This is a genomic window from Comamonas sp. FUJ_7, from assembly GCF_057369555.1.
This window is the reverse complement of the sequence record NZ_JBXXZI010000005.1, coordinates 189,592-214,736: the sequence shown is the minus strand read 5'-3', so window position 1 is coordinate 214,736 and position 25,145 is coordinate 189,592. Positions and strand designations below refer to the sequence as shown.

Annotated in this window: 19 protein-coding genes; 9 read left to right on the top strand and 10 right to left on the bottom strand. The window is 62.5% G+C overall.

What is annotated here, in order from left to right:
* Positions 1–9 precede the first annotated feature (9 nt).
* Positions 10–474: a hypothetical protein gene (locus AC2I9W_RS09680; protein WP_486409759.1), complete on the bottom strand. Its 465-nt coding sequence runs from the start codon at positions 472–474 to the stop codon at positions 10–12.
* Positions 475–690: 216 nt separating this feature from the next.
* On the opposite strand from AC2I9W_RS09680, the gene AC2I9W_RS09675 reads away from it, so the two are divergent.
* The gene (locus AC2I9W_RS09675) at positions 691–1,425 is read left to right on the top strand and encodes a DUF3047 domain-containing protein (RefSeq protein WP_486409758.1); all 735 of its coding nucleotides are present in this window, start codon (positions 691–693) and stop codon (positions 1,423–1,425) included.
* Between the two features lie 6 nt (positions 1,426–1,431).
* Here AC2I9W_RS09675 and AC2I9W_RS09670 read toward each other — a convergent pair whose 3' ends face one another.
* Positions 1,432–3,396: an MFS transporter gene (locus tag AC2I9W_RS09670; protein WP_486409757.1), complete on the bottom strand. Its 1,965-nt coding sequence runs from the start codon at positions 3,394–3,396 to the stop codon at positions 1,432–1,434.
* A gap of 105 nt (positions 3,397–3,501) precedes the next feature.
* Complete coding sequence (locus AC2I9W_RS09665) at positions 3,502–4,305, bottom strand: hypothetical protein (RefSeq protein ID WP_486409756.1); 804 nt, start codon at positions 4,303–4,305, stop codon at positions 3,502–3,504.
* A 112-nt stretch (positions 4,306–4,417) separates the two neighbouring features.
* Between AC2I9W_RS09665 and AC2I9W_RS09660 the strand changes: the two genes are divergently transcribed.
* The 5 genes from AC2I9W_RS09660 to AC2I9W_RS09640 all read left to right on the top strand — a co-directional run bounded on the left by AC2I9W_RS09660 (position 4,418) and on the right by AC2I9W_RS09640 (position 9,835).
* Entirely contained in the window at positions 4,418–5,149 is a 732-nt protein-coding gene (locus AC2I9W_RS09660) for a helix-turn-helix domain-containing protein (RefSeq protein ID WP_486409755.1), read from the top strand.
* A 200-nt stretch (positions 5,150–5,349) separates the two neighbouring features.
* Positions 5,350–5,754 carry a YXWGXW repeat-containing protein gene (locus tag AC2I9W_RS09655; RefSeq protein WP_486409754.1) on the top strand — a complete coding sequence of 135 codons (405 nt, stop codon included), beginning with the start codon at positions 5,350–5,352 and terminating at the stop codon, positions 5,752–5,754.
* 198 nt (positions 5,755–5,952) lie between these two features.
* Positions 5,953–6,963, top strand: a complete 1,011-nt coding sequence (locus AC2I9W_RS09650; protein WP_486409753.1) for a Bug family tripartite tricarboxylate transporter substrate binding protein — start codon at positions 5,953–5,955, stop codon at positions 6,961–6,963.
* Positions 6,964–7,187: 224 nt separating this feature from the next.
* Positions 7,188–8,666 (top strand): NAD(P)-binding domain-containing protein, encoded by a 1,479-nt coding sequence (locus tag AC2I9W_RS09645; RefSeq protein WP_486409752.1) that lies wholly within the window; start codon positions 7,188–7,190, stop codon positions 8,664–8,666.
* 11 nt (positions 8,667–8,677) lie between these two features.
* A complete protein-coding gene (locus AC2I9W_RS09640) occupies positions 8,678–9,835 on the top strand; it encodes a CMD domain-containing protein (protein WP_486409751.1) in 1,158 nt (385 codons plus the stop codon).
* Positions 9,836–10,053: 218 nt separating this feature from the next.
* Here the strand turns inward: AC2I9W_RS09640 and AC2I9W_RS09635 are convergent, their stop codons facing one another.
* From AC2I9W_RS09635 to AC2I9W_RS09620, 4 genes are all read right to left on the bottom strand, one after another.
* Complete coding sequence (locus tag AC2I9W_RS09635) at positions 10,054–11,310, bottom strand: FIST signal transduction protein (RefSeq protein ID WP_486409750.1); 1,257 nt, start codon at positions 11,308–11,310, stop codon at positions 10,054–10,056.
* Positions 11,311–11,380: 70 nt separating this feature from the next.
* Complete coding sequence (locus tag AC2I9W_RS09630; protein ID WP_486409749.1) at positions 11,381–12,268, bottom strand: PhaM family polyhydroxyalkanoate granule multifunctional regulatory protein; 888 nt, start codon at positions 12,266–12,268, stop codon at positions 11,381–11,383.
* A 125-nt stretch (positions 12,269–12,393) separates the two neighbouring features.
* Positions 12,394–12,936 carry a copper chaperone PCu(A)C gene (locus AC2I9W_RS09625; protein ID WP_486409748.1) on the bottom strand — a complete coding sequence of 181 codons (543 nt, stop codon included), beginning with the start codon at positions 12,934–12,936 and terminating at the stop codon, positions 12,394–12,396.
* A gap of 83 nt (positions 12,937–13,019) precedes the next feature.
* Positions 13,020–13,394, bottom strand: a complete 375-nt coding sequence (locus AC2I9W_RS09620) for a hypothetical protein (RefSeq protein ID WP_486409747.1) — start codon at positions 13,392–13,394, stop codon at positions 13,020–13,022.
* 103 nt (positions 13,395–13,497) lie between these two features.
* Between AC2I9W_RS09620 and AC2I9W_RS09615 the strand changes: the two genes are divergently transcribed.
* From AC2I9W_RS09615 to AC2I9W_RS09605, 3 genes are all read left to right on the top strand, one after another.
* Positions 13,498–14,157: a glutathione S-transferase gene (locus AC2I9W_RS09615; RefSeq protein ID WP_486409746.1), complete on the top strand. Its 660-nt coding sequence runs from the start codon at positions 13,498–13,500 to the stop codon at positions 14,155–14,157.
* A gap of 43 nt (positions 14,158–14,200) precedes the next feature.
* A complete protein-coding gene (locus AC2I9W_RS09610; RefSeq protein ID WP_486409745.1) occupies positions 14,201–14,614 on the top strand; it encodes a VOC family protein in 414 nt (137 codons plus the stop codon).
* 131 nt (positions 14,615–14,745) lie between these two features.
* Positions 14,746–15,489, top strand: a complete 744-nt coding sequence (locus tag AC2I9W_RS09605) for an SDR family NAD(P)-dependent oxidoreductase (protein WP_486409744.1) — start codon at positions 14,746–14,748, stop codon at positions 15,487–15,489.
* Positions 15,490–15,611: 122 nt separating this feature from the next.
* Here the strand turns inward: AC2I9W_RS09605 and recD are convergent, their stop codons facing one another.
* Genes recD through recC form a run of 3 tightly spaced genes read right to left on the bottom strand, consistent with a single transcriptional unit; the run spans position 15,612 to position 25,038 of the window.
* Positions 15,612–17,708, bottom strand: a complete 2,097-nt coding sequence (recD, locus tag AC2I9W_RS09600) for an exodeoxyribonuclease V subunit alpha (protein ID WP_486409743.1) — start codon at positions 17,706–17,708, stop codon at positions 15,612–15,614.
* Positions 17,705–21,490 carry an exodeoxyribonuclease V subunit beta gene (gene recB, locus AC2I9W_RS09595; RefSeq protein ID WP_486409742.1) on the bottom strand — a complete coding sequence of 1,262 codons (3,786 nt, stop codon included), beginning with the start codon at positions 21,488–21,490 and terminating at the stop codon, positions 17,705–17,707. Before recB ends, recD begins: the two co-directional genes overlap by 4 nt.
* Positions 21,487–25,038, bottom strand: coding sequence for an exodeoxyribonuclease V subunit gamma (recC, locus tag AC2I9W_RS09590; protein ID WP_486409741.1), 3,552 nt, complete (start codon positions 25,036–25,038; stop codon positions 21,487–21,489). The genes recB and recC overlap by 4 nt, the downstream gene beginning before the upstream one ends.
* Positions 25,039–25,145: the final 107 nt, after the last annotated feature.

Here is a 25,145-nt window from a genome sequence, read left to right as displayed (position 1 = left end):
TCTCCGTTCTTACAGGCGTTCGTTGTGCATCAGGGTCTTGCCAATTTCATTGGGAATGAAGGCCAGCACCTTGCCTGCTGCAGAAAGAATCACACCCGCTCCGATCGCACTAGTCTGCACCACCGTTCCTACACCGACAGACAAGGCACCCGCTGCTTGACCAGAGACCTTGACCACTGCAGATGTGCCATCGGCCACATTTTTGAGCACATAGCTAACCCCTTCGGCGGTGGACTCCACGGCCTCAACCACCACAGAGGCTCCGGCCGCTGACAAGAACAAAGGTACAGCCACGACTTCCTCCGAAGCGCCTCCAGATGCCGCAGCAACCACCGATGCGACGGGCAGAGCCGACAACACCAGCGAAGCCTCGCTTTGCGCATAAGCGCTACCACCGCCCAACAATGCGCAGGCCATGCCAAGCGCACACAGGCTGTTGCGCAGAGGTCGGATCAAGGTCGAGGTTGAAATCACGGAAAGCTCCTGGTTGTTGTTGATGGCTATCACCGCCTTGTGGCGAAGACAGACGAATCATCGCTGGGCTCACAAGCATTCACATGCAGTTTTGTCAAAATCACCGCATTGCAGCGCCTGCAGTATCTTGAAGCGATACTTTTTCATGCTTCCAGTCCAGCACGGCCTCCTGCACCCATTCATGGCCCACAACTATTCACAATCACGAGGCTCATCATGCGGACTTTTTCCTTCAGCTCTGCGCTGGCGATTACGGCAGCCATGTCCCTGAGCGGCAGCAGCTGGGCTCAGGGCGATATGGCTCTGGCCTTCTCTCAAATGGGCATGGGTGCCCTGCCTGCGCCATGGCATTTCGTCACTCTTCCCGGCAAAAATCCCACCTCGTTCACGGTGACCGACCTGGACGGTCAGAACGTGCTGAAAGTAACCACACAAGATGCCTATGGCAATATGGTTCACACCCTGCACCAGACCCCTTCAGCCAGCCCTCAGCTGCAATGGCGCTGGCGCGTTGACCACCTTGTGGAAAAAGCCGATATCAACCGCAAGGCCGGCGATGACTCGGCACTCAAGCTGTGCGTTTCGTTCGACTTTGACAAGTCTCAGCTGAGCTTTGGCGAGCGCACCAAGCTGCGCCTGGGCAAGATCAGCACGGGCGAGGACATCCCAGCCGAAACGCTTTGCTATGTCTGGGACAACAAGCTGCCCATAGGCAGCACCTTGCACAATGCCTTCACCCACCGCATGCGCTACATCGTGCTGCAAAGCGGCAGCCAGCATCTAGGTCACTGGATGAAGGAGCAGCGCAACCTGGCGGCCGACTACGCTCAGGCCTTTGGCGATGAATCCAGCGCCATGCCCATGCTGATAGGCATCACCGTCTCCGCCGACTCGGACAGCACCCATGGCAGCAGTCTGGGCTACATGGGTGATATTCATCTTCAGCCCTAAGGCGCCTCAGCCCGTTGCCTTGCTGAGCAAGCCCTGCACATGCTGCTGCAGTACGCCAGGCGTGGCCTCCTGCGCTGTAACGGGCTCGCCCACCTCCAGTCCCACGCGGTTGAAGATGCCACGACGCAGCGGCTTGACCATGGCCACATTTTTGCCCTTGCGCACTTCGATACGGCTGAAGTAAGAGCCCCAGAGATTCGTCAGCGCCATGGGGATCAGGGGTACATCCAGGCCCTCGGCCTTGGCACGATACAGAATTTTCATGACGCCGCCCTTGAAGGGTTGCAGCTGTCCATCGAAAGTGATGCCACCCTCAGGAAAAATTGCCAGAAGGTCGCCGTCGCGAAGCACCTGCGCTGCACGCGCAAACGCGGCTTCATAGGTGGCGGGATCTTCTCTGTGCGAGGCAATCGGAATGGCCTTGGCCAGCTTGAACAACCAGCCAAGCACCGGCGTCTGGAAGATGCGGTAGTCCATCACGAAGTGGATGGGCCTGGGACTGGCAGCCATGAGCAAGATGGCATCCACAAAACTCACATGGTTGCAGACCAGCACTGCGGCCCCCTGACTGGGGATGTTCTCGTAACCGCGCACCTTGAAGCGATAGACGAAATGGGTAATGACCCAGGCCACAAAGCGCAGCAGATACTCTGGCACCAGCAAGAACACATAGAGCGCCACGATGGCATTGGCAATGCCGGTGATCAGAAACACCTGAGGAATACTGCAGCCAGCAGCCAGCAAACCGCCAGCCAGCACGGCGGAAGCGATCATGAACAAGGCATTGAGAATATTGTTGGCCGCGATGATGCGCGCGCGGTGGGTGGGCTGGCTGCGCAGCTGAATCAGCGCATACATGGGCACGCTATAGATACCTGCCGACAGCGCCAGCATGCCCAGATCGAGCATCACACGCCAATGCTGGCTTTGCGCCACAAATGCGCTCACGCCCATGAGCTCGGCTGCTGGCAGAGCACGGGTGGCAAAGTACAAATCCACCGCGAATAGGCTCATGCCAATCGCACCCAGCGGCACCAGACCAATCTCGACCTGACGGCGGCTGAACACTTCGCACAGCAGCGACCCAATGCCGATGCCCACCGAAAAAATCACCAGCAGCAGCGATGCCACATGCTCATCGCCATGCAGCACTTCCTTGGCAAAGCTGGGAAACTGAGAGAGAAACACCGCGCCAAAGAACCACATCCAGCTGATCCCCAGCAATGAGCGAAACACCACGGGCTGCTGGCGCGCCAGCTTGAGGTTGCGCCAGGTTTCAGTGAACGGATTCCAGTTGATGACCAGATCGGGGTCTGTGGCCGGCGCATGGGGAATGAACTGCGCGCAAAGGCGGCCAATGAGCGCCAGTGCCACACAGGCAACGGCCACCTGCAAGTGGCCGACCTCGGGAATCGCAATCAACAGGCCGCCGGCCATCTGGCCCAGCAAGATGGCAACAAACGTGCCCATTTCCACCATGCCGTTGCCGCCTGTCAGCTCTCGCTCATTGAGCACCTGCGGCAGGTAAGCAAATTTGACGGGGCCAAACAATGTGGAGTGCAGACCCATCAGAAAAATGCACAGCAGCAGCACGGGCACATGGGCTTCCACAAAGCCCCAGGCCGCAATCAGCATGATGGCGATTTCCAGGTTCTTCACGAGGCGGAACATGCGCGTCTTGTCCCACTTGTCGGTCAACTGACCCGAGGTGGCAGAAAACAGCAAATACGGCAGCGTGAACAGCGCTCCGATGACCAGCCCGGCCATGGCGGGCGGCAACCAGGAGACGCTGAGCTGGTAGGTCACCATCACCGTGAAGGCGAACTTGAACAGATTGTCATTGCCCGCTCCGGCAAACTGCGTCCAGAAAAATGGCGCAAAGCGGCGCTGGCCCAGCAAGGCAAACTGGTTGGGGTGGGCTGGCGAATCTGTGGCGGTGGCGGCCTGCTCACCGGTCTGCGTGGAACTCATGCATCTCTCCCTTTGGCGCTGCAGGCATTGTGCCTATGCACGGCGAATTATTTGTAGGTTTTATGCCGCAAGCGCTTTGTGAGCATGCGCTAGCAGCTATAAAAATCATTGTTTCTCGCGCAGCTGATGCAAGGCGCGCAACACCGGAAGCGCAGCAAGTGCGGCCACCCAATGCTTGAGGCTGTGGCCCGAAACCCAGTGCTCGGTCACGGCAAACACATCGCTGTCTGACATCTCCAGCAGCTTGGCCACCGCATACAGGCCAATCACCCAGCCCAGCTCCAGCGGCAGTACATGGCGGCGCGGGCTGACAAAGGCCAACCACAGTACCAGCAGCATGCCACCGGCCTGCAATAGCGCCCACGGCAACACATTGCCGGTCTGCACCCAGACCACCAGGCTGGCTACGGCTGCCAGCAGTACCAGGGCGGCTGTCATGCGGGCGCTGATATCGTCGATGCGGGTCTGTACCGCCAGCCCCAGCAAGCCGGCAAAAGCCACGCTCATACCCAGACGGTCCCAGACCAGGCGTTCATCGTGCGGTGCCCAGTGATAGAACGCAGAGCCAGCGCCAGAGCACAGCAGCCCCAGCAAAAACAATGCGCACAAGGCGCGAGCCGTGCCCTTGAGACGCTGGCGGTCTGCACGCCATAAAACGACAAATCCGGCCAGCCCCATCAGTACAAAGCCCAGATTGCTCAGCACGTCTGCCCCATGCGGCAAGCCCAGCCAGCCGCGCTGATCGGCAAAGGCGTGATAGTGCTCGGGCTGCGCCACACCAGGCAGCAACAATGCCAGCGTAAAGAGAAGCACCATGCCACCAAACAGGGCAAAGCGCTGTTCCAGCGAGCCTGAGTAAGGCGGAGCTGTCAGCTCCACAGTAGTGACGGGTGTTGTGTGCAGGCGCATGGCGCAGCTCCTTGTGTGAATGCCGCGCAGTATGGGAATTGAATTCCAACAAAGAATCGATCTTCTACACTTGCCCCGAATCCCTGCACTTTCAGTACTACTGACCGATACCATGAGCACGACTGCCGACCTTGTCACCGCCATCAAAAAGGAACTCAAAGCCGCTCAGATGACCTATGCCGATCTGGCCAAGGCCATCGACATGGCCGAATCCAGCGTCAAGCGCATGCTGGCCAAGGGCGATATGCCGCTGTCGCGCATCGACGAAATCTGTCGCGCCCTGCACCTGGACTTTGCCGATCTGGCCCGCAGCGTGGCCGACAGCCGCCCGCTGCTGCAAAAAATCAGCCGCGAGCAGGAAGTTGCCGTGGTCTCCGACCGCAAGCTGCTGCTCACCGCCATCTGTGTGCTCAGCCAGTGGACACTGGAGCAAATCGTTGCCACCTACCGCATCAGCGAGGCCGAGGGCATTGGCTATCTGGCCCAGCTGGACCGCATAGGCATCATCGAGCTGCGCCCGGGCAACCGCTACAAACTGCGACTGGCCAAGACCTTCCGCTGGCAAACCAATGGCCCGGTGATGGAGTTCTTTCGCGAAAACGCCTTGCTGGACTACTTTGGCGGCCAGTTTGCCGACGAGGACGAAACCATGCTGCTGGTGCATGGCTCGATTGCGCCCAACCTTGCGCCCAGCTTTGTGGAGCGCATTCAGCGCATTGGTCAGGACTTCTCACAGCAACACCTGCAAGACCAGCGCCTGGGTGCTAAAAAAACCGAGGGCTATACGCTGGTGCTGGGCATGCGCAAATGGGAGCTTCCAGCCTTCGCATCTCTGCGTCGATAGGCGGCTTTCAATTTGAGAGCTAACCACGCAGGCTGTGTCTGCGCTGGAAGCTTTTTTTATACATACTTCACCCAACAGACACACAAGATTGCAAGACTTCGCACAGCGGCAACCCACGGTTGATGCTGGCCCTCCACCATGGAGCCCAAGGGATGCCTGAGCCCACCAGCCAGGCCCCATGAACCATGAAGGAGGCGAATATGCTGACAATCCGCACCACCATCCAAACCGCTGCAGCCGCTGGCGCACTCGCTTTGCTGAGCTTTGCCGGCAGCGCACAGGCCCAGAGCCATCACTGGGGCGCTCCCAGCCAGGGTGTTTATGTGAACGTGCAGTTCAACGCACCGCCCCCCGCCCGTTATGAGGCCGTCCCTGCGCCACGCCGAGGCTATGTCTGGGCTCCCGGTTACTGGGAGCCGCGCGGTCACCGCCATGTCTGGCGCGCAGGCCATTGGGTGCAAAGCCGTCCCGGTTATGTGTACCGCCAGCCCGTCTGGAGCCAGCACAACGGTCGCTGGGATTACCGCGCCAGCCGCTGGGACAGAGATCGTGACGGCGTGCCTAACCGCTACGACCGCCACCCTCACAACCCGCATCGCCGCTAAGCAGCGGCTCTTGATCGCTCCCTCCGCTGGTTCTCCGAACCATCACCTGCCAGCGGATTTCAGCCCATGTTTCGCCTGAAGCATGGGCTGTTTTTGCATTAACCCCACAGGCTTAATGCTGCATAAGCATATAGAAGCAAATCATTAAATTCCAGACACAATTCACAGCATTCAAGGTTCATCTGGACAAGTCTCACCATGCGTTTGCTGCCCCGCCTCTTCTCCGGTCTTGCTGCCGCTGCCACGGCAGCCGCCCTGCTTCCCCTGGCCGCTCAGGCCGCCGATCACGGCGCTGCCGGCTATCCCCATCAGCCCATCACCATGATCATGGGCTTCAATGCTGGCTCGGGCGTGGACATGGTGGGCCGCATGGTGCAAGAGCCCATGGGCAAGCTGCTGGGCCAGCCCATCATCATTGACTACAAGCCCGGTGCTGCAGGCAATATCGGCAGCGAACTGGTTGCTCGCGCCAAACCCGATGGCTACACCCTCTACTTCGGCACAGCCGCCACGCACGGCAGCAATGCAGCGCTGTACAAAAAGCTGCCCTTCGACGTTGAGGCCGACTTTGTGCCCGTTGCTCCGCTGGTGGACGTGGCCAATGTGCTGACCATCAATCCCAACGTCATCAACGTCAAGACCCTCAAGGAGTTCGTGGACGAGGTCAAGGCCAACCCCGGCAAATACAACTTTGCCTCCACGGGCAACGGCGCAGGCACGCACATGGCGTTTGCCGAATTCAACTCCCGCCTGGGGCTGGACATGGTTCATGTCCCCTACAAAGGTGGCCCTGATGCCATTGGCTCCGTGGTGCGCGGCGAGACTTGCTGCATCATGAATCAGGTGCAAAGCGTGCTGCCTCACTACAAGGCAGGCAAGGTGCGCCTGCTGGGTGTGACCACAGCCAAACCTGTGGAAGCCGTCAAGGAAGTGCCCACCATTGCCGCCAGCGGCCTGCCCGGCACCAAGGGCTTCAACAGCTCCATCTGGTTCGGCATTTTTGCGCCCAAGGGCACAGACCCGGCCATCGTCAACAAGCTCAATCATGCAGTGAACGAAGCACTGCGCCTGCCTGAAGTGCGCGAGCGCTTTGTCTCTCAGGGCAACACCCTCCGCGAGGAGACTCCTGCACAGTTCAAGAAGACCGTGCATGAAGACCGTCTGAAGTGGGCCAAGGTGGTCAAGGACGCCAAGATTAGTATTGATTAACCCCCTGAGGCGCTTTGCGCCTTCCCCCTTTCTCTACGCGCTGCGCGCTATGGAAGGGGAACGACGCCATCGCCGCGAGGCGGCTCTTGCTTGGCGTCACTGACTTGGGCCACGACAGTTTTGAGCCGAGTCAGTTTCGGGCGCAGTTCGTTTCGGTGTTAAGTTCTTGGTATTCGTTGGATGCGCCTGCCGCCCCAAGCTGCAGGCGCTTTTGGGTTTTAGCTATGTCAACAACAACTTCTACGGCAGCCGCCGCATCGGGGCTTGCAGCGCTGGAAGAGCGCCTGCGTGACGACTTCGTCACCCTGGGCTGGCCTGCCAAGGCCTGGGTTCCGTCCACCACCCGCAATGGTTTGCCTGTGCATGACGTCATCGTCATCGGTGCCGGTCAGGCTGGCCTGGCGCTGAACATGGCGCTGCAGCAGGTCGGCATCAAGCCTGTGCTGCTGGACCAGTCGCCGATGGACTTTGAAGGCCCCTGGGCCACCACCGCGCGCATGGAAACCCTGCGCTCCCCCAAGGAGCTGACTGGCCCGGCCATGGGCATTCCCTCCCTGTCCTTTCGCGCCTGGTTTATCGCCCAGTTCGGTCAGGATGCCTGGGCTGCTGTGGACAAAATTCCCCGCCTGCAATGGATGGACTATCTGCGCTGGTACCGCCGCATGACCCGCGCCGATGTGCGCAACGGTCACGAAGTCATCGCCGTGCGCCCACAAGCCGACGGTGTGGTGGAGGTCGATGTCAAGGCCAATAACGTGATCGCCACCTGGCAAGCCCGCCGACTGGTGCTGGCCACGGGCCGCGACGGTCTGGGCGGTGCCACGATTCCCGCCTTCATGCAGGGTGTGGACAAGCAGTTCTGGGCCCACTCGTCCGACGAGATGGACTACGCCACACTGGCCGGCAAACATGTGGGCGTGGTGGGTGCAGGTGCCTCGGCCATGGACAGCGCGGCCACCGCACTGGAGAGCGGCGCGGCCAGCGTGGACTTGTTGATTCGCCGCAAACAGCTGCCGCAAATCAACAAGTCCAAGGGCTCGGGCGTGCCCGGCCTGACCCATGGCCAGTACCTGCTGCCCGACGAATGGAAATGGCGCATTCGTCACTACATCAACGCCCAGCAGGTGCCGCCACCCCATGGCAGCACGCTGCGCGTCTCGCGCCACGACAACGCCTTTTTCAACCTGGGCTGCGCCGTACAAGCTGTGGAAAAAGTGGGTGACAAGCTGCATGTGCAGACCAGTGCCGGTGTGTTTGTGCTGGACTTCCTCATCATCTCCACGGGCTTCGCCATTGACTGGAGTCTGCGCCCCGAGTTTGCCGACATCGCCCCGCATGTGAAGCTGTGGAACAGCCGCTTCACGCCCGAAGCTGGCGATGAAGACGCCGAGCTGAGTGCATCGCCCGATCTGGGTGCGCTGTTCGAATTTCAGGAAAAGACCGCTGGCGATCTGCCCGGCCTCGACCACATCCACTGCTTCTGCTACCCCGCTGCGCTCTCGCACGGCACGGTGTCGGGCGATATTCCGGCCATCAGCGACGGTGCGCGCAAGCTGGCGCAAGGGCTGGCCTCGCTGTTCTACCTAGACGATATCGAGCAGCACTTTGCCAAACTGCAGGCCTATGCCGAGCCCGAGCTGGACGGCACGGAATGGACAGAGGCCGACAGCGCCGCGCGTATCCAGCAGCTGCAAAATAATTGAAGAGACTTTGTATGACCGACACGATTGACCTCCTGGCTGGCCTTGAGCAGGGCAGCCCTACCTTCACCACCCGCCACGAGCGAGAGAAAGTCGCCTTGGCCACACAGGCCTGTGAAGACCTGCTGCTGGGCAATACGCTGGATACCGCACTGACCCAGGCCGAGCGTCTGGTGCTGGCCAGCGAGCAAGCCCGCATCAGCGGTGTCAACGTGCTGCAGGCCGTCTACCGTGCCCGCGCACTGGCGCTGGAGTCAGCCGCCATCACGCCCGAGCTGAACACCATCCTCAACCAGCCTGGCGCACAGACCGGCAATGCCCGCATGGATGCCATGCTGCACTTTGTGCGCACGCTGGCACTGAACCCTGCCGAGAGCGACAAGGCTGCGCTGCTGGCCATTCCAGCCGCCGGGCTGTCGCTTAACGATACCGTGCTGCTGGCCCAGCTGATTGGTTTTGTGGCCTATCAGGCGCGCCTGCTGGTCGGCGTCAAGGCCATGAACGATATGGGTGGCGTGGCCGATGCGCCTGCGGCCCAACCCGCCGATGCAGCACCCTTTGTGCATCCCGCCAATCTGCCTGCGCCCGGTGAACCACTGCGCCGCAACGGCTTTACCAGCGAAACACTGGGCTGGGAATCCTGGCTGGAAGTGCTCAACCCCGAAACCGCCACGCCCGAGCAGCAGCATGTGCTGGAAGTCAGCCACCCCAAGGCCAAGACCATGGACTTCTACCTGGTGCTGGCCCGCCAGCCCCAGGTGCTGCTGGAGCGCTCTCAGGCCTTCAACGCCATCATGTATGCGCCCGGTGGCCTCTCGCGTGCCGAGCGTGAAGTGGCGGCCACGGCCGTATCGCGCTCCAACCGCTGCGTGTACTGTGCCTCTGTTCATGCCCAGCGCTTTGAGCAGCTGGCCAAGCGCAACGATGTCATGGCCCAGCTGTTTGACGAGCCCGATACCGCTGGCACCAATGCCCGCGAGCGCGCCATCATTCAGGCCTCTCTGGCGCTGACCCGTGCACCCGGCAGCTTTGGCAAACAGAACCTGCAGCCGCTGCGCGATGCAGGCCTGTCTGATCTGGAAATCCTGGACATGCTGCACTCGGCCGCGCTGTTTGGCTGGGCCAATCGCTTGATGTTGAATCTGGGCGTGGAGCTGTATAGCACCCCCTGAGGCGCTTTGCGCCTTCCCCCTCTCTCTACGCGCTGCGCGCTACGGGAGGGGGACGACAGCTTCGCTGCGCGGCGGCGCTTGCTTGCTGTTCCTTGCTTTAGATTGCGCCAGGTTTTAGCTGGCGATTTTTTTGATAGCAGGTTGCGCTTGATTGGTCTTGGTTTCAACCTCAATGGAGCTTGAAGTGCACTGATATCAAGCGCAAGCAGCTATCAAATTCAAGAAGCTTTTTCGGTAAAAACCGTCAGCACGCCCGCCAGCTGGTGCACTTTGGCATCCATCAGCTGGGCATCGGCCACCACGCCAATCAGCGGTACGGGACCCAGCGCATGGCGCAGCAGCTTCAGCTCGGCATCTGCATCGCCAAACAGATCATTGCCACGCCCTTTGCTGCTGACATAGATGGCACCGCGTATTTGCTGCGGCACCGCCGCTTCGCCCTCCGCTAACGGGCCTGCTTCCGCAAAGTCGGGCTGCAGCGCATCCTTGAGTGCCGCGCCCATCTGCATCAGTTCATGGCGGGCTGCGCTGCTTTGACGCTGGCAGAAGATCACGGTTTGCTCCGCCTTGACGGGCGATGACAGCGCCAGCCCCTGACGCACCGGGTCCAGCCCCACGATGTTCAGCACCTGCGCCTCATCGGTCAATGCACCACGCTCCTGCCCCCGGCCCAGCGGAGCAATGGCCGCCACGGTCTTGCGCAGCTGCGATAGCGCCGCCTGCCAACCGCCACCGGCATGGGGGCTGGCATCCACATCCAGCATTTGCAGCAGACGCGGCAAGGCCGGCTCGCCCTCCAGCGTCATCAAGACCGGGCCTTTGGCTTCGGTGATCTCAAGCCCAGCGCCCAAAGGTGCGCAGCCCTGGGCCATGCGTGTCATGCAGGCCACTTCGCTTGCGAAAGCCACCCCCGAAAAGCCGCCCCGAAAAATGCCTGCTTTCATGCCCGTGCGCAGGTCTTCTGCACGACAGGCGAACTGCACGCCCTGCTCATCGCCGAGTGCGCCAAACAGATTGCCGGAGCTGGTGCGCTCGGACAGCTCCAGCAGCAAGTCCGGCAGATCGGTCTGAGTCATACAGGAATGCACCAGTGCAGAGTGCGCCTGAAACCCGGCCTCGGCACCGCTTTGCGCCAGCGGCGCCACGCCGGAATAGACACGGTAACGGGCTGCAGGCAAGTCCAGCAGCATCACGGCCAGTGCCGTGCTTTCCGGGTACTCATGCTCCATCGCCAGTACTGCATGGCCCGAGCTTCCCACCCAGTCCGTGACCTGGGGCAACTCCTGCGCCAGCAGCGCCAGCAATGCCTGTGCATGGGATGCCAGTCCCTGAGCGATATAGAGCAGCCCCAGCCGGTATGGTTGCTGCCGCTGCGCTGGCTGTGAAAGCAATTGCCCGCGCAGCTGCTGCACGACCTGGCGGGCGGCCACGTGCCAGTCCGTATGAGCGGCATGAGCGACGGGAAACAGTGACATGAGTCCTCCTCTTCTTGCCCAGCGCAGCGCACAAGTGCCGCGCCGTTTCAGCCCAATCGGCCTGGCTCAGTCAAGACTTGCGCGATGCAGCAGCCGTCTTGGCTGGGGCCTTCTTGGACACTGATTTCTTGGCCGCAGGCCTCTTGGCGGCAGCGCTCTTGGGTGTAACGCTCTTAGCCGTCGCCGCCTTGCTGCTTGATGCCTTGGCTGACGAAGCTTTGCGCGCTGGCTTGGGCTCACCCGCTGGCTCACTCCCAGCAGCCTCTTTGCCGCCCCCAAAGCTCCCGGCCTGCGCCATCATTTTTTCCATGGCGGATTGCGCAAACCCACTGGCCACTTCGGTGGCCCTCTGGGCAGCTGCAATGGTCTCTGCAGGCACAGGCTCTGCCATGGCCTTGGCCGCAATCTGCTGAAACTGCTGGGTCAGCGCTCCCCACCACTGCATGGCCTGACCCAGAGCCTGTGCAGATGGCTCCGCCTGAGCCGCAGGTTCGGCTTCGGGCTTGGCATCAGTCTGGGGCTTTTGCTTTTGCTGCTGACCCTTAGGCGGCTCCTGCACCGGCTCCGCTGGTTCAGCGGCCTTGGCCGCCCCCATGGGCCAGCCCGCATGAGCTGCCGCTGACGCCTCGGCCTGCGAGGCAGCAGGAAACTGAAAGGACTTGGCCAGCTCGCTCATGCTGACGTTCATGTCCTTGAGGGTGGAAAGCGTCATACGCTGCACTTCCAGCGCCTGAATCGTGGCGGTCAGCGCACGTCCGTTCTGCTCCAGCCAGAACTGCACGGCCTTGAGTTCGGCAATGCGCTTGTCCACCTCTTCCACGCTCACCGTGGGTGCCACCCACTGCGGCACGCGCCCCAGCGGGCTGGCGGCTGCGCCGGTGCTTTGCGCCAGCCCCTGCAGAAAATCAAAGCCAGGAATGAACTTACCGAAACCAAATGCCGATGCGTCGCCGCTCATAGTGCTCTCCACTGCAGGATGGGTACCAGAATCTGTACCCATCCTCTGATGGGCACTCCAGCGAGCTTACTGCACCGGCTGCCTAGGCGGCAAATCAAGGAGCACAGCGCTCCTTGTTCAAGCCATCAATGCTTGTGGCCACCGTGGCCTTCATGCCCAGCGTGCGGCATGGTGTGCATGGACGAGTGCGCGCCAGCAGCCCCGGCCGGAGCACTCATGCGCACTGGCACTTGCAGGCTCAGACGCGACTCTGCACCCTTGGCGTCCTTGAACACCAGGGTCACAGGCACTTGCGTGTCTTTGACCAAGGGTGCCTTGAGCTGCTGCAGCATCAGGTGATAGCCACCGGGCTTGAGCTCTACGGCCACATTCTTGGGCAGATCCAGAGAAGCGATGGCGCGCATGCGCATCACATCGCCTTCCATCTTCATCTCATGCACCTCGGCCACTGCGGCGGTGGGCGACTCCACGCCCACCAGCTTGAGCGGCTCCTGCGCTGTCAAGCGCATGAATGCTCCCGATGCCTGCTGCCCCGCCACGCTGGCGCGCGCCCAGGCGTTCTCCACCTTCACATGGGCGGCATCGGCATGCGCCCAGGCAGCACCAGACACCACCAAAGAACCCAGCAAGGAACCCACGGCCATTACCGTCAAACGACGCATCTTCATGAAACTTTCTCCATTGAAATTCAATATCAAATCGACCTGCAGCGCTTGCCCATCAAGCGCGTACAGCTATGGTTTTGAAAGTTTCACTGCGGCGGTGCGCGCACAGGCGGCAAAGTGGAGACAAAGACTCTGGGCGCAGAGTCCGCCCATTGCCGGGCCTCAAAAATGGTGGCGCACGCCCCCAGACCGCTTTGCTGGGCAGGCGGCGGCGCCATGGCAGGCAGACACAGCGCGCAATCGAGCCCATGCGACGCGACTTGCGCCTCGTCGCTGGCCGGGCTTGGCACCCAGTGCGTGCCGCCGTCAGCTGAACAAACTGCCTCCCAACCTGCGGGGGGCGTGGCCCTGGCCAAAGGCGTGAGCACGCTGACCAGTAAAACGCACAGCCATGCGCCCAGCACCCATCGGGCCAGAGTGGCCGTGGGGCAGGGCTGAGAATAAGCAGTGCGCCAATGCATGGGCCGATTGTAGAAGCCGCCACACTATCCAGTCGGTGACGCAGGGCTTGTGTCTTCAGGCACTAGGATGCGCCATTCAACACGCAATATGAAGGAGACAGACATGCTGACTTTGTGCGGCTTTTCAGCCAGCAACTACTACAACAAGATCAAGCTGGCATTGATGGAAAAGCAAATCCCCTTTGCCGAGGAGCTGGTCTGGCTGGGCAGCACCAACCCCGCAGAGTCGCCACTGGGCAAAGTGCCTTATCTGCGCACCCGCCACGGCGCCATCAGCGAATCCGATGCCATCATCGAATACGTGGAAACGCTGCCTAGCAGCGTGTCACTGCTACCCGCCGACCCTTTTGCCGCTGCAAAGGTGCGTGAACTCTGCGTCTATCTGAACCTGCACCTGGAACTGGTGGCGCGTAACCTTTACCCTCAGGCCTTCTTCGGCGGCAAGATCAGCGATGCCACGCGCGACAAGACGCTGGAGCAGCTCAAAAAGAACATTGCCGGCTTTGCCAAGCTGGCGCGCTTTGACACGCCATTCATTGCCGGTGACAGCTTGAGCCTGGCCGACTGCAGCGCCATCTTTCACCTGCCTTTGATCAGCAAGGCTACGCAGATTGTGGGCGGCACAGACATGCTGGCCCATCTGCCTGTGCGCGGCTACCTGGCCCGCATGGGCGAGCGCCCGGCCATGCAAAAAATCACCGCCGACCGCAAAGCCAATGACAAGGAATTGATGGCCCGCATACAAGCCCAGGCCGTGCGCTGACCGGTGCCCAAGCAGGCCAGGCAATGCTAGGCTTGCAAACACTATGCAAAGCCTGTTTCACCTCGCCTATCACGTCACCGATCTCGACGAGGCGCGCCGTTTCTACGGCGGCGTCCTCGGCTGCCGCGAAGGTCGCAGCACCGACACCTGGATCGATTTCGACTTCTTCGGCCACCAGATCTCCCTGCACCTGGGCCAGCCCTTTGCCGTAGCCAACACCGGCAAGGTCGGCAGCCACATGGTGCCCATGCCCCACCTGGGCGTGATCCTGCTCAAGCCCGACTGGCTGGCCTTGGCCGAGCGTCTGAAGGCAGCAGGTACCACCTTCATTCTTGAGCCACAGGTGCGCTTTGAAGGCGAGCCGGGCGAGCAATGGACGATGTTCTTCACTGACCCTTGCGGCAATCCAATTGAGGTCAAAGGGTTTGCGAATTGGGATGCGGTGTACGAGCACTGAGGCACCTGAGCCATGCCGCACCACCCAGAGCCTGGAATGCCTGCCCAGATTGCGCCAGAAGCTATCAAAACAGTACTCCTTCCACCCCGGTGACGCACAGTGCTGTGACTCCAAATTCGTGTGATTTTTCTATGCATCCACCTCAGCGCGTCGCTCTTGTGACAGGTTCCACTTCCGGCATTGGAGCCGCAATAGCACGACGACTTTCCAAAGACGGTTATGCCGTCGTCTTGCATTCACGCAGCTCGGTAGATGTGGGCATGGCCATGGCGCGAGAACTGGGCATGGCGGCTTATGTGCAGGCCGACCTGGCTGTCGAGGCCGACCGACTACAGCTGGTGCAAGAAGCAGTGGCCCAATGGGGGCGTCTGGATGTGGTTGTGAACAATGCCGGCATCAGCTGTGTGTTGCCTCATGCCGATCTGGCGGCTGCGACTCCCGACATCTGGCACGAATTGCATGAGGTCAATGTCATTGCACCTTTTCGCATCATTGCGCATGCCGAGTCTGCGCTGCGCGCCTCGGCGGCATCTGGCTCGCCAGCTTGTGTGGTGAACGTCAGCTCGCATGCCGGGGTTCGTCCCAAGGGGGCGTCCATACCGTATGCCGCCACGAAAGCCGCGCTCAATCACATCACGCGCCTGTTAGCGGTCTCGCTGGCCCCGGACATTCGCGTGAACGCCGTCGCCCCCGGCCTGGTTGATACGCCACTGACCGCCGACTGGACACAAGCGCAGCAGCTATGGCGAGAGCGTGCGCCCATGCGCCGTGCTGCCAGCCCCGAAGATATTGCCCAGGCGGTTTCCATGCTCATCGAATCCAGTTATTTGACGGGCGAAATCCTGATGTCAGATGGAGGCTTGAATCTCACATAGCCCGAAAGCTGCTTGCTCCCCCATGGGGAAGCATTAGCCCAGCAAGAAATTCAAGCCAAATCAGCCTCTAGCCCATATCCAGAAGGCGCTAGTAGCTATCAAAAACGCATGCTCACCCCCAGCTACTGAGCGCTCTCCATCAACCCCAGCAAACCACTGCTGCGCTGCGTAGGACTGCCCATGGCCGACACCAACAACCCCGGCACTTCCGACCACAGCGAAAACGCCTTGCGGGCCCGCGTGATGCCGGTGTAGACCAGCTCGCGGCTAAGCACGCTGCCGCCCTGTGCGGCCAGCACCAGCGCCGTGTGCTCAAACTCCGAGCCCTGGCTTTTGTGCACCGTCATGGCAAAGGCGGTTTCCACATGGGCCAGCCGCGCGGTGCTGACATGGTGCAGCTTCTCGCCCTGCATGAAGTACACACGCAGCCGCGCCGGGTCGGCAAAGCTGGGCAGGGCCATGCCGATGTCGCCGTTGAACACGCCAAGCTGCGCATCGTTGCGTGTGACCATGACGGGGCGGCCCATGTACCACTCACCATCCTTGCGGATCGCGCCCTGAGCGTGCAGCGCCTGCTCTACCGCGTGGTTCAGGCCCGCCACGCCCCAGCTGCCTTCACGCACTGCGCACAACAGGCGGTAGCGGTCAAAGGCGGCCAGCACGGCCTTGATCCATTGCTGGTGCGCAGCCTCCGTGGCAAAGCGCTGGCCTCGCCCTTGCTGCAGCACCTCGGCATAGTCCGCGTAACTGGCGGTCTTGTTGTCTGCATTGCCACGGCCTTGCACGGCGCTGCGCACCACGGCGTCGATGTCGCCGCCTTCGCGTGACCAGAGTTCTGCACTCGGGCCCGACTGGGTTTGCTCGCGCAGCAAGGCGGTAGCGCCCGGCGCATCACCGGCATTGACGGCCAGCGCCAGCTGACCGATGGGCCCGCCAAAACGGCGGCTTTCGCGCAGCATGACGGTGTGCTGGGCCAGCGGCAGCGCCTTGGCCGCCGCCAGATACTGCGCGGGCAGGCTCTGGCCCGTCACGCGCTCGGCGTAAGCCGCCGTGTCTGCCGCATAGTTGCCACGCTGGGCATCGCGGCACAGGTCGCCCAGCACGGCACCGGCTTCGACGGAGGCCAGCTGGTCCTTGTCACCCAGCAGAATCAATCGCGCCGTGGGCGGCAGTGCCTGCAGCAACGCAGCCATCATTTCGAGGTGGATCATGGACGCCTCATCGACGATGAGCACGTCCACATCCAGCGGGTTGCCCGCATGGTGGGCAAAGCGCCGCGTATCAGGTCTTGCACCCAGCAGCGAGTGCAAAGTGCGCGCCGCGCCCATGCGTTTGACCAGCGCTTCCAGGTCCAGCTCGCTCCCCACAGCGTCCTGCAGCTCTAACAGCGAGCTGTCGATGGACTGCTTGAGCCTTGCCGCCGCCTTGCCCGTGGGTGCCGCCAGCGCCACGCGCAGCTGCGCCGCATCAGGTGCCGTGGCAAACAGCAGCGCCAGCAGGCGGGCTGCGGTATAGGTTTTGCCCGTTCCCGGCCCGCCGGTGATGACAGACATGCGCCCGCGCAGCGCCAGTGCACAAGCCAGTTTTTGCCAGTCCAACGCATCGGCAGGAGAGTTGAACAAGCGGCCCAGCCAGTCACGCACCTTGGGCTCATCCACCTGCGTACTCTCCGCCACACTATCCGCACCTGTGCGCTGAACAATGTGCACAGCCACGCTGCGCTCATAGTCCCAGTAGCGGCGCAGATACAGCAAAGGTGCGGGTCCGTCGAGCAGCACCAGCGGCTGACCTTGATCGACAGTGGCGATGCCAGGCTGCACCACCCGGACGACGGGGCTGCGGCGCAGCGCCCGCAGCCAGCCGCTGAGCTGGCGGGGCAGCTGCTCCCATAGCGATAGCTGCAGGTGCAAGGCTTCTTTGGGCCAGGCAAGGATTTCATTCGGACTGCTGGCCAGCGCCTGCAGCGGCAGACAGCTGTGGCCACGCCCCTCCATCTGCGCCAGCACGGCGGTGGCAACCAGCAAGGCGGCATCGGCCCCGGCATCCTGCTCGGCCACAAAGGCGGCCAGAGCGCTATCCAGCCTGCGCAGCAAACCGGCATCGGCCAGCCGCTCCAGCGCCATCAGCCAGTCGGCAATGCTCAGGGTTACGGGGTCGCCATCATCGGTCGCGGCAAACAGGTCCAGTGTTTGCAGATCGGCTTTGCGGCGGCCCTTCATGGCTGCATCTCCTCGACAGTTTCTTCGCTATCGTCCAGCAAGGCTTCCAGCCCTTCAAGCAAGGAAAGCGACGGCTCCAGCACATGCATGCCGGCCGCATCGCCATCCAGCCCTCGCAGAAAGTAGTACAGGGCACCGCCCAAGTGTTCTTCGGACTGATAAGCCGCACCCAGACGACTTTTGAGCAGCCGGTGCAGCGCCAGCAGATACAGCGCCGCCTGCACGTCATAGCGGTGCTCCAGCATGGCGGCCTGCAGTGCTTGCGCCGTATATGCCGCAGCCTCATGGCCCAGATGGTTGGTCTTGTAATCCAGCACCCAGTAACGGCCACCGTGGCTGAAGACCAGGTCTGCAAAGCCCATCAGCATGCCGTGCAGCTCTCGCTCTGGCAGCACGGGGCGCGGCTGGCCGGGCAGGATGTGCTGACGGCACAGGGCATCGATGCGCTGGGCCGACAGGCGCTGTGCAGGCAACCAGAATTCCATCTCGGGCAGCATGGCATCGCCCTCGCCCAACTGCGCCAGCGACACGCCCAGAGGGGCCAGCGGCTGGTGCACCACGGCACGCAGCCACTCCAGCGCATCCTGCGCCTGCTCCTGGCGGCCTGCACGCTCGCAGCGGCGCAGCAGGCGGGCGGCCAGCGGTTCGCTGACCTCCGGGTCGTCCTTGGGCTGCAGCGCAAAGTCTTCACTGGCCAGCCACTCCAGCTGATCGTGCAAAAAATTCCCTACTACCGGCCCACGCATGAAGCGGTGCCACACGGCAGCATCGCTGCGCGCACCGGCAGCCATGGGCAGGCGGGTGATTGCCGTCAGATCCACGGTGGCCTCGCCCCCTGCGGGTTCTTCCAACACGCGTTCATCTTCGGCAGGGTTCTGGGCCGCCACGGCCCGCACCGGCAAGCTGGGCGCAGCCATGGCACGGGTCAGCGATGAAAAGCTGCCAATGCCCCAGCGGCGGTCAAACTGCGCCGCGTACACGGGCGCCCCCGCCAAAGCAGGCAAGTCTTGCGCAGGCACATAGCGCGTGGGCATGGGCAGTTCGGCGGGCAAATCCACCACCGCAATCTGCGCGCACGCATCGCTCAAGCTCTGGATGCTGGCACGCCAGCCCGCTATGGATTGCGAAGCGCCACCCGCAAGCAGATAGCCCGCTGCACCCTGTTCATTGATGCAGTTTTTGCTGTTGCCACGCTTCATGGGAGCCAGCCCCATCCACAGCGCATGGCGCGGGCGGGTCAGCGCCACATACAGCAGGCGCAGGTCTTCACGCAGACGCTCTTTGTCAGCCTGCGCCAGCTGCGTATCGTCATAGTCCAGCACCAGCTCACGTGCCGGCGCACCATCGATCTGCACCGGCAGCGACAGGTAGGCCGCCTTGCCATCCACCGCCCTGAAGCTGCCGCCAAACGGCAGGCAGACCACGGGGTACTCCAGCCCCTTGCTCTTGTGCACGGTGACGACCTTGACCAGATCGGCGTCGGACTCCAGCCGCACAATCTGCGCATCGCCCGCCGCGCCCGGTGTTTCGATTTGCGTGGCCAGCCAGCGGATCAGCGCCTGCTCACCCTCCAGCTGGGCACTGGCGCTTTGCAGCAGCTCGGCCAGATGCAGATAGTTGGTCAGGCGGCGCTCTCCGCCCATGTCCTGCAGCCAGCGAGCGGGCAGCTTAAAGCGATACAGGGTCTGGCGCAGCATGGCCAGCACGCCCAGACGCAGCCAGATGCTGTGCAGCTCTTTGAGCTGCTCGCTGCGCGCATCGAAAGCCTCGTCATCGCTGGCGAGGTACGCCAGCTCATCAAACGACAAGCCCATCATCTGCGTGGCAAGCCCTGCACGCACGGCCAGTCCATCGAGCGGTGCCGCGACAGCGCGCAGCCACAGCAGCAAATCCCGGGCCTCGTCACTGGCAAAGACCGAATCCTGATCGGACAGATAGACCGACGCCACATTGCGTTTGGCCAATGCACGGCGCACGGCTGCGGCCTCCTTGCCTGTGCGCACCAGCACGGCAATATCGGCAGGGCGCATGCGCTGCAGCGGCTTGCCTTCTTCGGCAAAGCCCGTGCCCTCGTCCATCAGCCATTGCACGATCTGGCTGGCGCAGAACTCTGCACCTCGCCGGCGAATATCGTTGCCGCTCAGCGGTACGCGCGGTTCATCCGCTCCTTCATCCCACGCCACCGTCAGCGCGGCCATGCGCTGACCGCCTTGCATCAGCAGCTCTTTACGGCCATTGGCCTTGACGGGCTCAAAAGGCAGCGGGTTGCTTTGCCCCGTGCGGAACATGAAAGCACCTTCGCCATCACGAGCTTCGGCCTGCACAAACCACTGGTTGACGGCATCGACCAGCGCCTGTGAGGAGCGGAAATTAGTGTCCAGCACATAGTGACGGCCTTCGGTCGCCCGGCGTGCTTGCAGATAGCTGTAAATATCCGCACCGCGAAAGCCGTAGATGGACTGCTTGGGGTCGCCGATCAGCAGCAGCGCGCTGTCGGCACTGTTGTCTGCTGTGCGATAGATCCGGTCAAACAGCCGGTATTGCAGCGGCGATGTGTCCTGAAACTCGTCAATCAGCGCCACCGGGTACTGGGCCAGAATGCTGGCGCGCAGCGCGGGGCCGCTGTCGCCCACCAGCGCGGCATCCAGCCGCTGCAGCATGTCGGCAAAGCCAAAGGTGCCCGCCTGGCGCTTGATCCACAGCAGGCGCTGCTGCACATGCACGGCGGCATGCAGGCGCAGCGCCACCTTGATGGATGGCAGCGCGGCCAGCGCCTGCAGCAGTTGCTCAAGCTCGGCAAATTCGGTGGGCAGCAGCAGGTCCATGGTCGAGCCTTTGAAGGCCTCGGCCATGCCTTCGGGGCACAGGCGTTTGCGGGCGGATTCGCTCAGCTCCAGCGGCTGGTTCAGCGGGTCTTGGGCCCACGCCGTAATGCTGGAAAACCATCCTGTGTAATAGCGCGCTTGCAGCTTGCGTTTGTCCCACAGCGCTGCGCGACCGTCGAGTTCGCCCTCAATCCAGTGCAGCAGGCGCTCGGCCTTTTGCTCCCAGCCATCGGCCAGCGTTTTCAACTGCTGCGCACGCTGCGCCTGCATCTGCACAATGCGCTCGGCCAGCGTGCCTTCCCCGGCATCCGCAGGCACGGTTTCACGCAGCAGCGATTGCATGTCCTTGACCAGCGCATGCACATCAGGCCACACGCTGAGCGCCACCTCCAGCACCTCACCCGACAACGGGTAGCACTGCTGACGCCAGTAGTCCTGCGCGGCCTCGGTCTGGCGCTGGCTTTCATCGGCCTCCAGCGTTTCATCGAACAGGTTGCCGCTGTCAAACGCATGCTCGCGCAGCATCCGCTGGCACCAGGCATCGATGGTGTGGATGGCCGCATCGTCCATGCACTGCGCGGCCATATCGAGCCGCCAGGCGGCGGTGTCACGCTGCGCGCCTTCGGCATAGGCATCGCGCAGATCGCGCAAGAAGCTGTCGTGCGCTGCAGGCTCGGCCTCGCCGCGAAAGCATTGCACGGCCTCGATCAAGCGAGCGCGAATACGATCCGAAAGCTCTCGCGTGGCAGCACGCGTAAAGGTCATGACCAGTATGTCGGGCGGCATCAGTGGTCTGGAGAAGCTCTTGTCCACGCCATGCCCCAGCACCAGCCGCAAATACAGCGCGGCAATCGTCCAGGTTTTTCCCGTGCCTGCGCTGGCCTCGATCAGGCGCGAGCCCCAGAGCGGAAAGTGCAGGGGCTGCAGTGCCTGACTGGTGGATAAATGCTTGCTCATGCCTGCTCTCCTGCGGCGTCTTCTGGGTGGCTCGATGCTGGCAGGTCCTCGATCTGCAGCTGCGCGGCCAGCCAGTCATGCAGCGGGCCATAGACTTCCTTGGCCAATGTGTGAAAGCGCAGATCGGCCGTCAGTGCCTCCCAGTCCGGGTAGCAGCGCGCCCAGCTGGCGTCTTCGCATTCCCCGCCCAGCATGAACCCGCCTTCATACTCCTGCGCCGCCGCATTCAGATCATCCTTGGCAGCCTTGATGGCGGTTTTGAGCGGCAGGGGCACCGCTGTGTTCTGCCCCTGCAGCCACAGGCCCATCAGCGTCTGCAGGCGTGACTTCGCCACGGTTTGCTCCACAGGCTGCACCCAGACCATGGTGTCGCGCGCAATCACGCACATCAGTGCGTTCGCTCCCGTGGCGGACAGCGCCAGACTGCGCACATACAGCGGCATCAGCTTGTAGGCCTGCAGCTCGCCTTTTTGATTGAGCAAGGTGCGCGGCTCCAGCGCAAACCAGCAGCGGCGGCTGCCCTCTGCCGATGCAGGTTCGGCACGCTCCTGTAGCCCATCGATCCAGTCATCCAGCGTGACCGCACCGGCCTGCAGCAGCAGGCGCTCTCGCGGCGCAGCCTGCGGCCATTGCTGCATCTGCTGCTGCCAGGCCAGCAGCGAGGGCGTGGTCTGCGCCTGCAGCGCCTGCGCCTCGCGCTCACCCAACCCAGCCAGCGGCAGCACGCCAGCACGACCCAGCCGCTGCACCTGGCGCTGCACTTGTGCAGACACATCCACCGCAGCGCCCTGCGCCAGCTGCGTGCGCACGCCCTGCTGCAGCTGTGCAATCAGGCCATAGGCCATCAGTCCGTCCACGCTGAACAGCTCGTCGTCTTCCACCACCTTATCGTCTTGCTCAAAGCGCACCAGCAGGCGGTTGCGCAAGAAGTTGCGAGCGGGGTTGCGCAGAAAGTCTGTGAGACGCGCCAGCGTCAGCGGCACTTCGGGGTCGGGCTCGAAAGCAGCGACTGCAGGCACGGCCAGTACCTCGCGTTCCTCATGCGCGCCATACCATTCGCGGGCAAAGGTGGACAGACCCGAGGCCTGTTCAAAATAGCGGCGGCTAAAGGGCTGCAACGGATGCTGCTGGGTGCGTTGTCCCAGCAAGTCACCACCTTCCCCTTGCCAGCCCTGCGCCAGATAGTCACGCAGCTGCGACACCAGCACCGAGGGCGGCTGCTCGCTGTTGTCACGCACATTACGGCCCGCCCAGCTGATGTAGAGCCTGCTGCGGGCCGACAGCAGCGCATCGAGCATGAGCTGGCGGTCGTCGTCACGGCGCGCACGATCGCCGGGGCGCTGCTGGCCCGGTTGTGCCATCAAGTCGAAGTCCACACGCGTAGCCCGGCGCGGATAGTCGCCATCGTTCATGCCCAGCAGGCACACCACCTCAAACGGAATGGCGCGCATGGGCATCAGCGTACAGAACGTCACGCCGCCAGCGCGAAAGCGCTGGTTGAGCGCAGGCTCAGACAGGGCTTGCAGCCATGCCTCCTGCGCCACTTCCAGCGGAATGGCCGATGCAAATCCCGCCTGCTCGCAGGCGGTCTGCCAACTGACCAAGGCCGTATCCAGCGCAGCGACCAACGCCTGATCGTCATCGCCTTGCGCCACAAAAAAATCATCCATCAATGCACGAAAGCGCTGCGCCCACACTTCAGGCTCTGCCGCTGCACTGGCGGTCTGCCACCACTGCAGCATGCGTGCCAGCAAGCTGGCCAGCGAACCGGCCAGCTCGGCCGTCAGCCCGCCCACCTCGTCATAAGGCTCCATGCCCGCAAAAGTCTGCGCGGCTTCATCCCCGGCCTCCAACGCCGGGCCGCTGGCATAGCCCAGCAGCATGCGACGCAGGCCAAACCAGGCGCTATTGGGATCGCCACAGGCAGCCAGCCCCAGCTGGGCACGCTGCTCATGATTGAGCCCCCAGCGAATACCAGCCCCCGCCATCCAGTGCGTGAGCTGAGGCAGGTCGTCAGCCGCCAGCCCCACGCGCGCCGCCACAGCGGGCACATCGAGCAGATCACACAGCTCGCTCAGGCGACAGCGCTGCTGCGGCAGCTTGAGCAACCATTGCAGCGCTGTCACCAGCGGGCTGCTGACGCGCGCGCTCACGTCGGCAATGTCAAATGGAATATGGCGTGCATCGTGGCGGCTGTACTGTCCAAACACGGCGCGAATGGCCGGGGCAGCTTCCTCAATCGACGGCAACATGACCACCACATCACGCGGCGCCAGCGGTGCTTGGCCTGCGGCAGCGGGCTGCGCCAGCCACTGCAGCAACTGATCGTGCAGTACCTCCAGCTCGCGCACCAGACCATGGGCCTTGTGAAAGACGATGGACTGATCCGCCGCTGCAATCTCCAGCGGCGGATGCTCGGACATGGGCACCAGGTCGCGAATGCGCTGCTGCACCTGCACCAGCAAAGGTGCATCGACCAGATCTGCAGCATCGGCCTCGTCATACACATCCACCCGCGGCCAGCCCCATTGCACGGCCGTGTCGCCCGTGGTGTCGAACGCATCGAGCTGGCGCACATAGTCGCGGCTCTGCCTGCCCCAGGCCGCCAGCAGCGGATGGGCATGGGCGTGCATGGCCTCCAGTGGAATCTGGGCCAAGTCCTTTCCGCCCTTGTCCGCATGACGGCGGCGCTGCTGGCGCAGCAGCTCACGCCCATCAATCGCATCAGCCCAGTGAAAGCGGCACGGGTTGGGCACAGCGATCAGCACCTGGCTGTGCTGGGCAATGCCGCTCAGAAACTGCATCAGCGACAACGGCATCTGGCTCATGCCAAACACCACCACGCGGCGTGCCAGCGGTGTCACGGGCGGCTGCCCCTTCTCCAACGCGTTCAAAATCCTCGCCAACAAGGCTGGGCGGGTGGCGGCGCGCTCGTTCTCATCCAGCTCCGCCAGCACCTTGCGCCACAACTGGGGCTGCCACAGCTGCCCTTCGGGCACGGGCACGTCAGGGCGACCGGCAGAGCGCATCACATCCTCGCCTTGCTCCCAAGCTGCCAGCCAGTCGGCGCGGTAAATCTGGTACTGGTCAAACAAGTCCGCCAGCTTTTCGGCCAGTTGCAGCAGGCGCTGCGGCTCGCCGGGGCGCAGAAAATTGGCAATCGGCTCGAACGCGGGATCTTCAAGACATTGCGGCAGCAGGCGCATCAAGCGCCAGATCATGGGCGTCTTATCAAGCGGCGACTCACGCGGCACCTCATGCTTGCCGAGAATCTGCCGGTAACTGCGCCAGACAAAGCGCGCCGGCAGCTCCACCTGGGCCGCCGCGCACACGCCCTGATGCTCGGCCATGCGCATCTTGAACCACTCGGCCATGCCGTTGCTTTGCACCAGCACGATTTCAGGCTCCAGCGCCTGCAAAGGGTTTGCGGCCAGCCAGGCCAGCACGGTATCAGCCAGCGCCTCCGTCTTATTGCCATGCAGGGCAATCAACCCCGGTTGCCAGCTACCCGCGGATTGCGACGCCTTTGTTTGCTGCTCTGCTGCCACACATGCTCCTGTGCCTGTCTATCGCCGATAAAGCTGCAAGCTTAACGGCAGCAGCTGACAAGTTGTGACATGGATTCGCTATCAAAAGCAAAGCTGCCAGCGCTTAT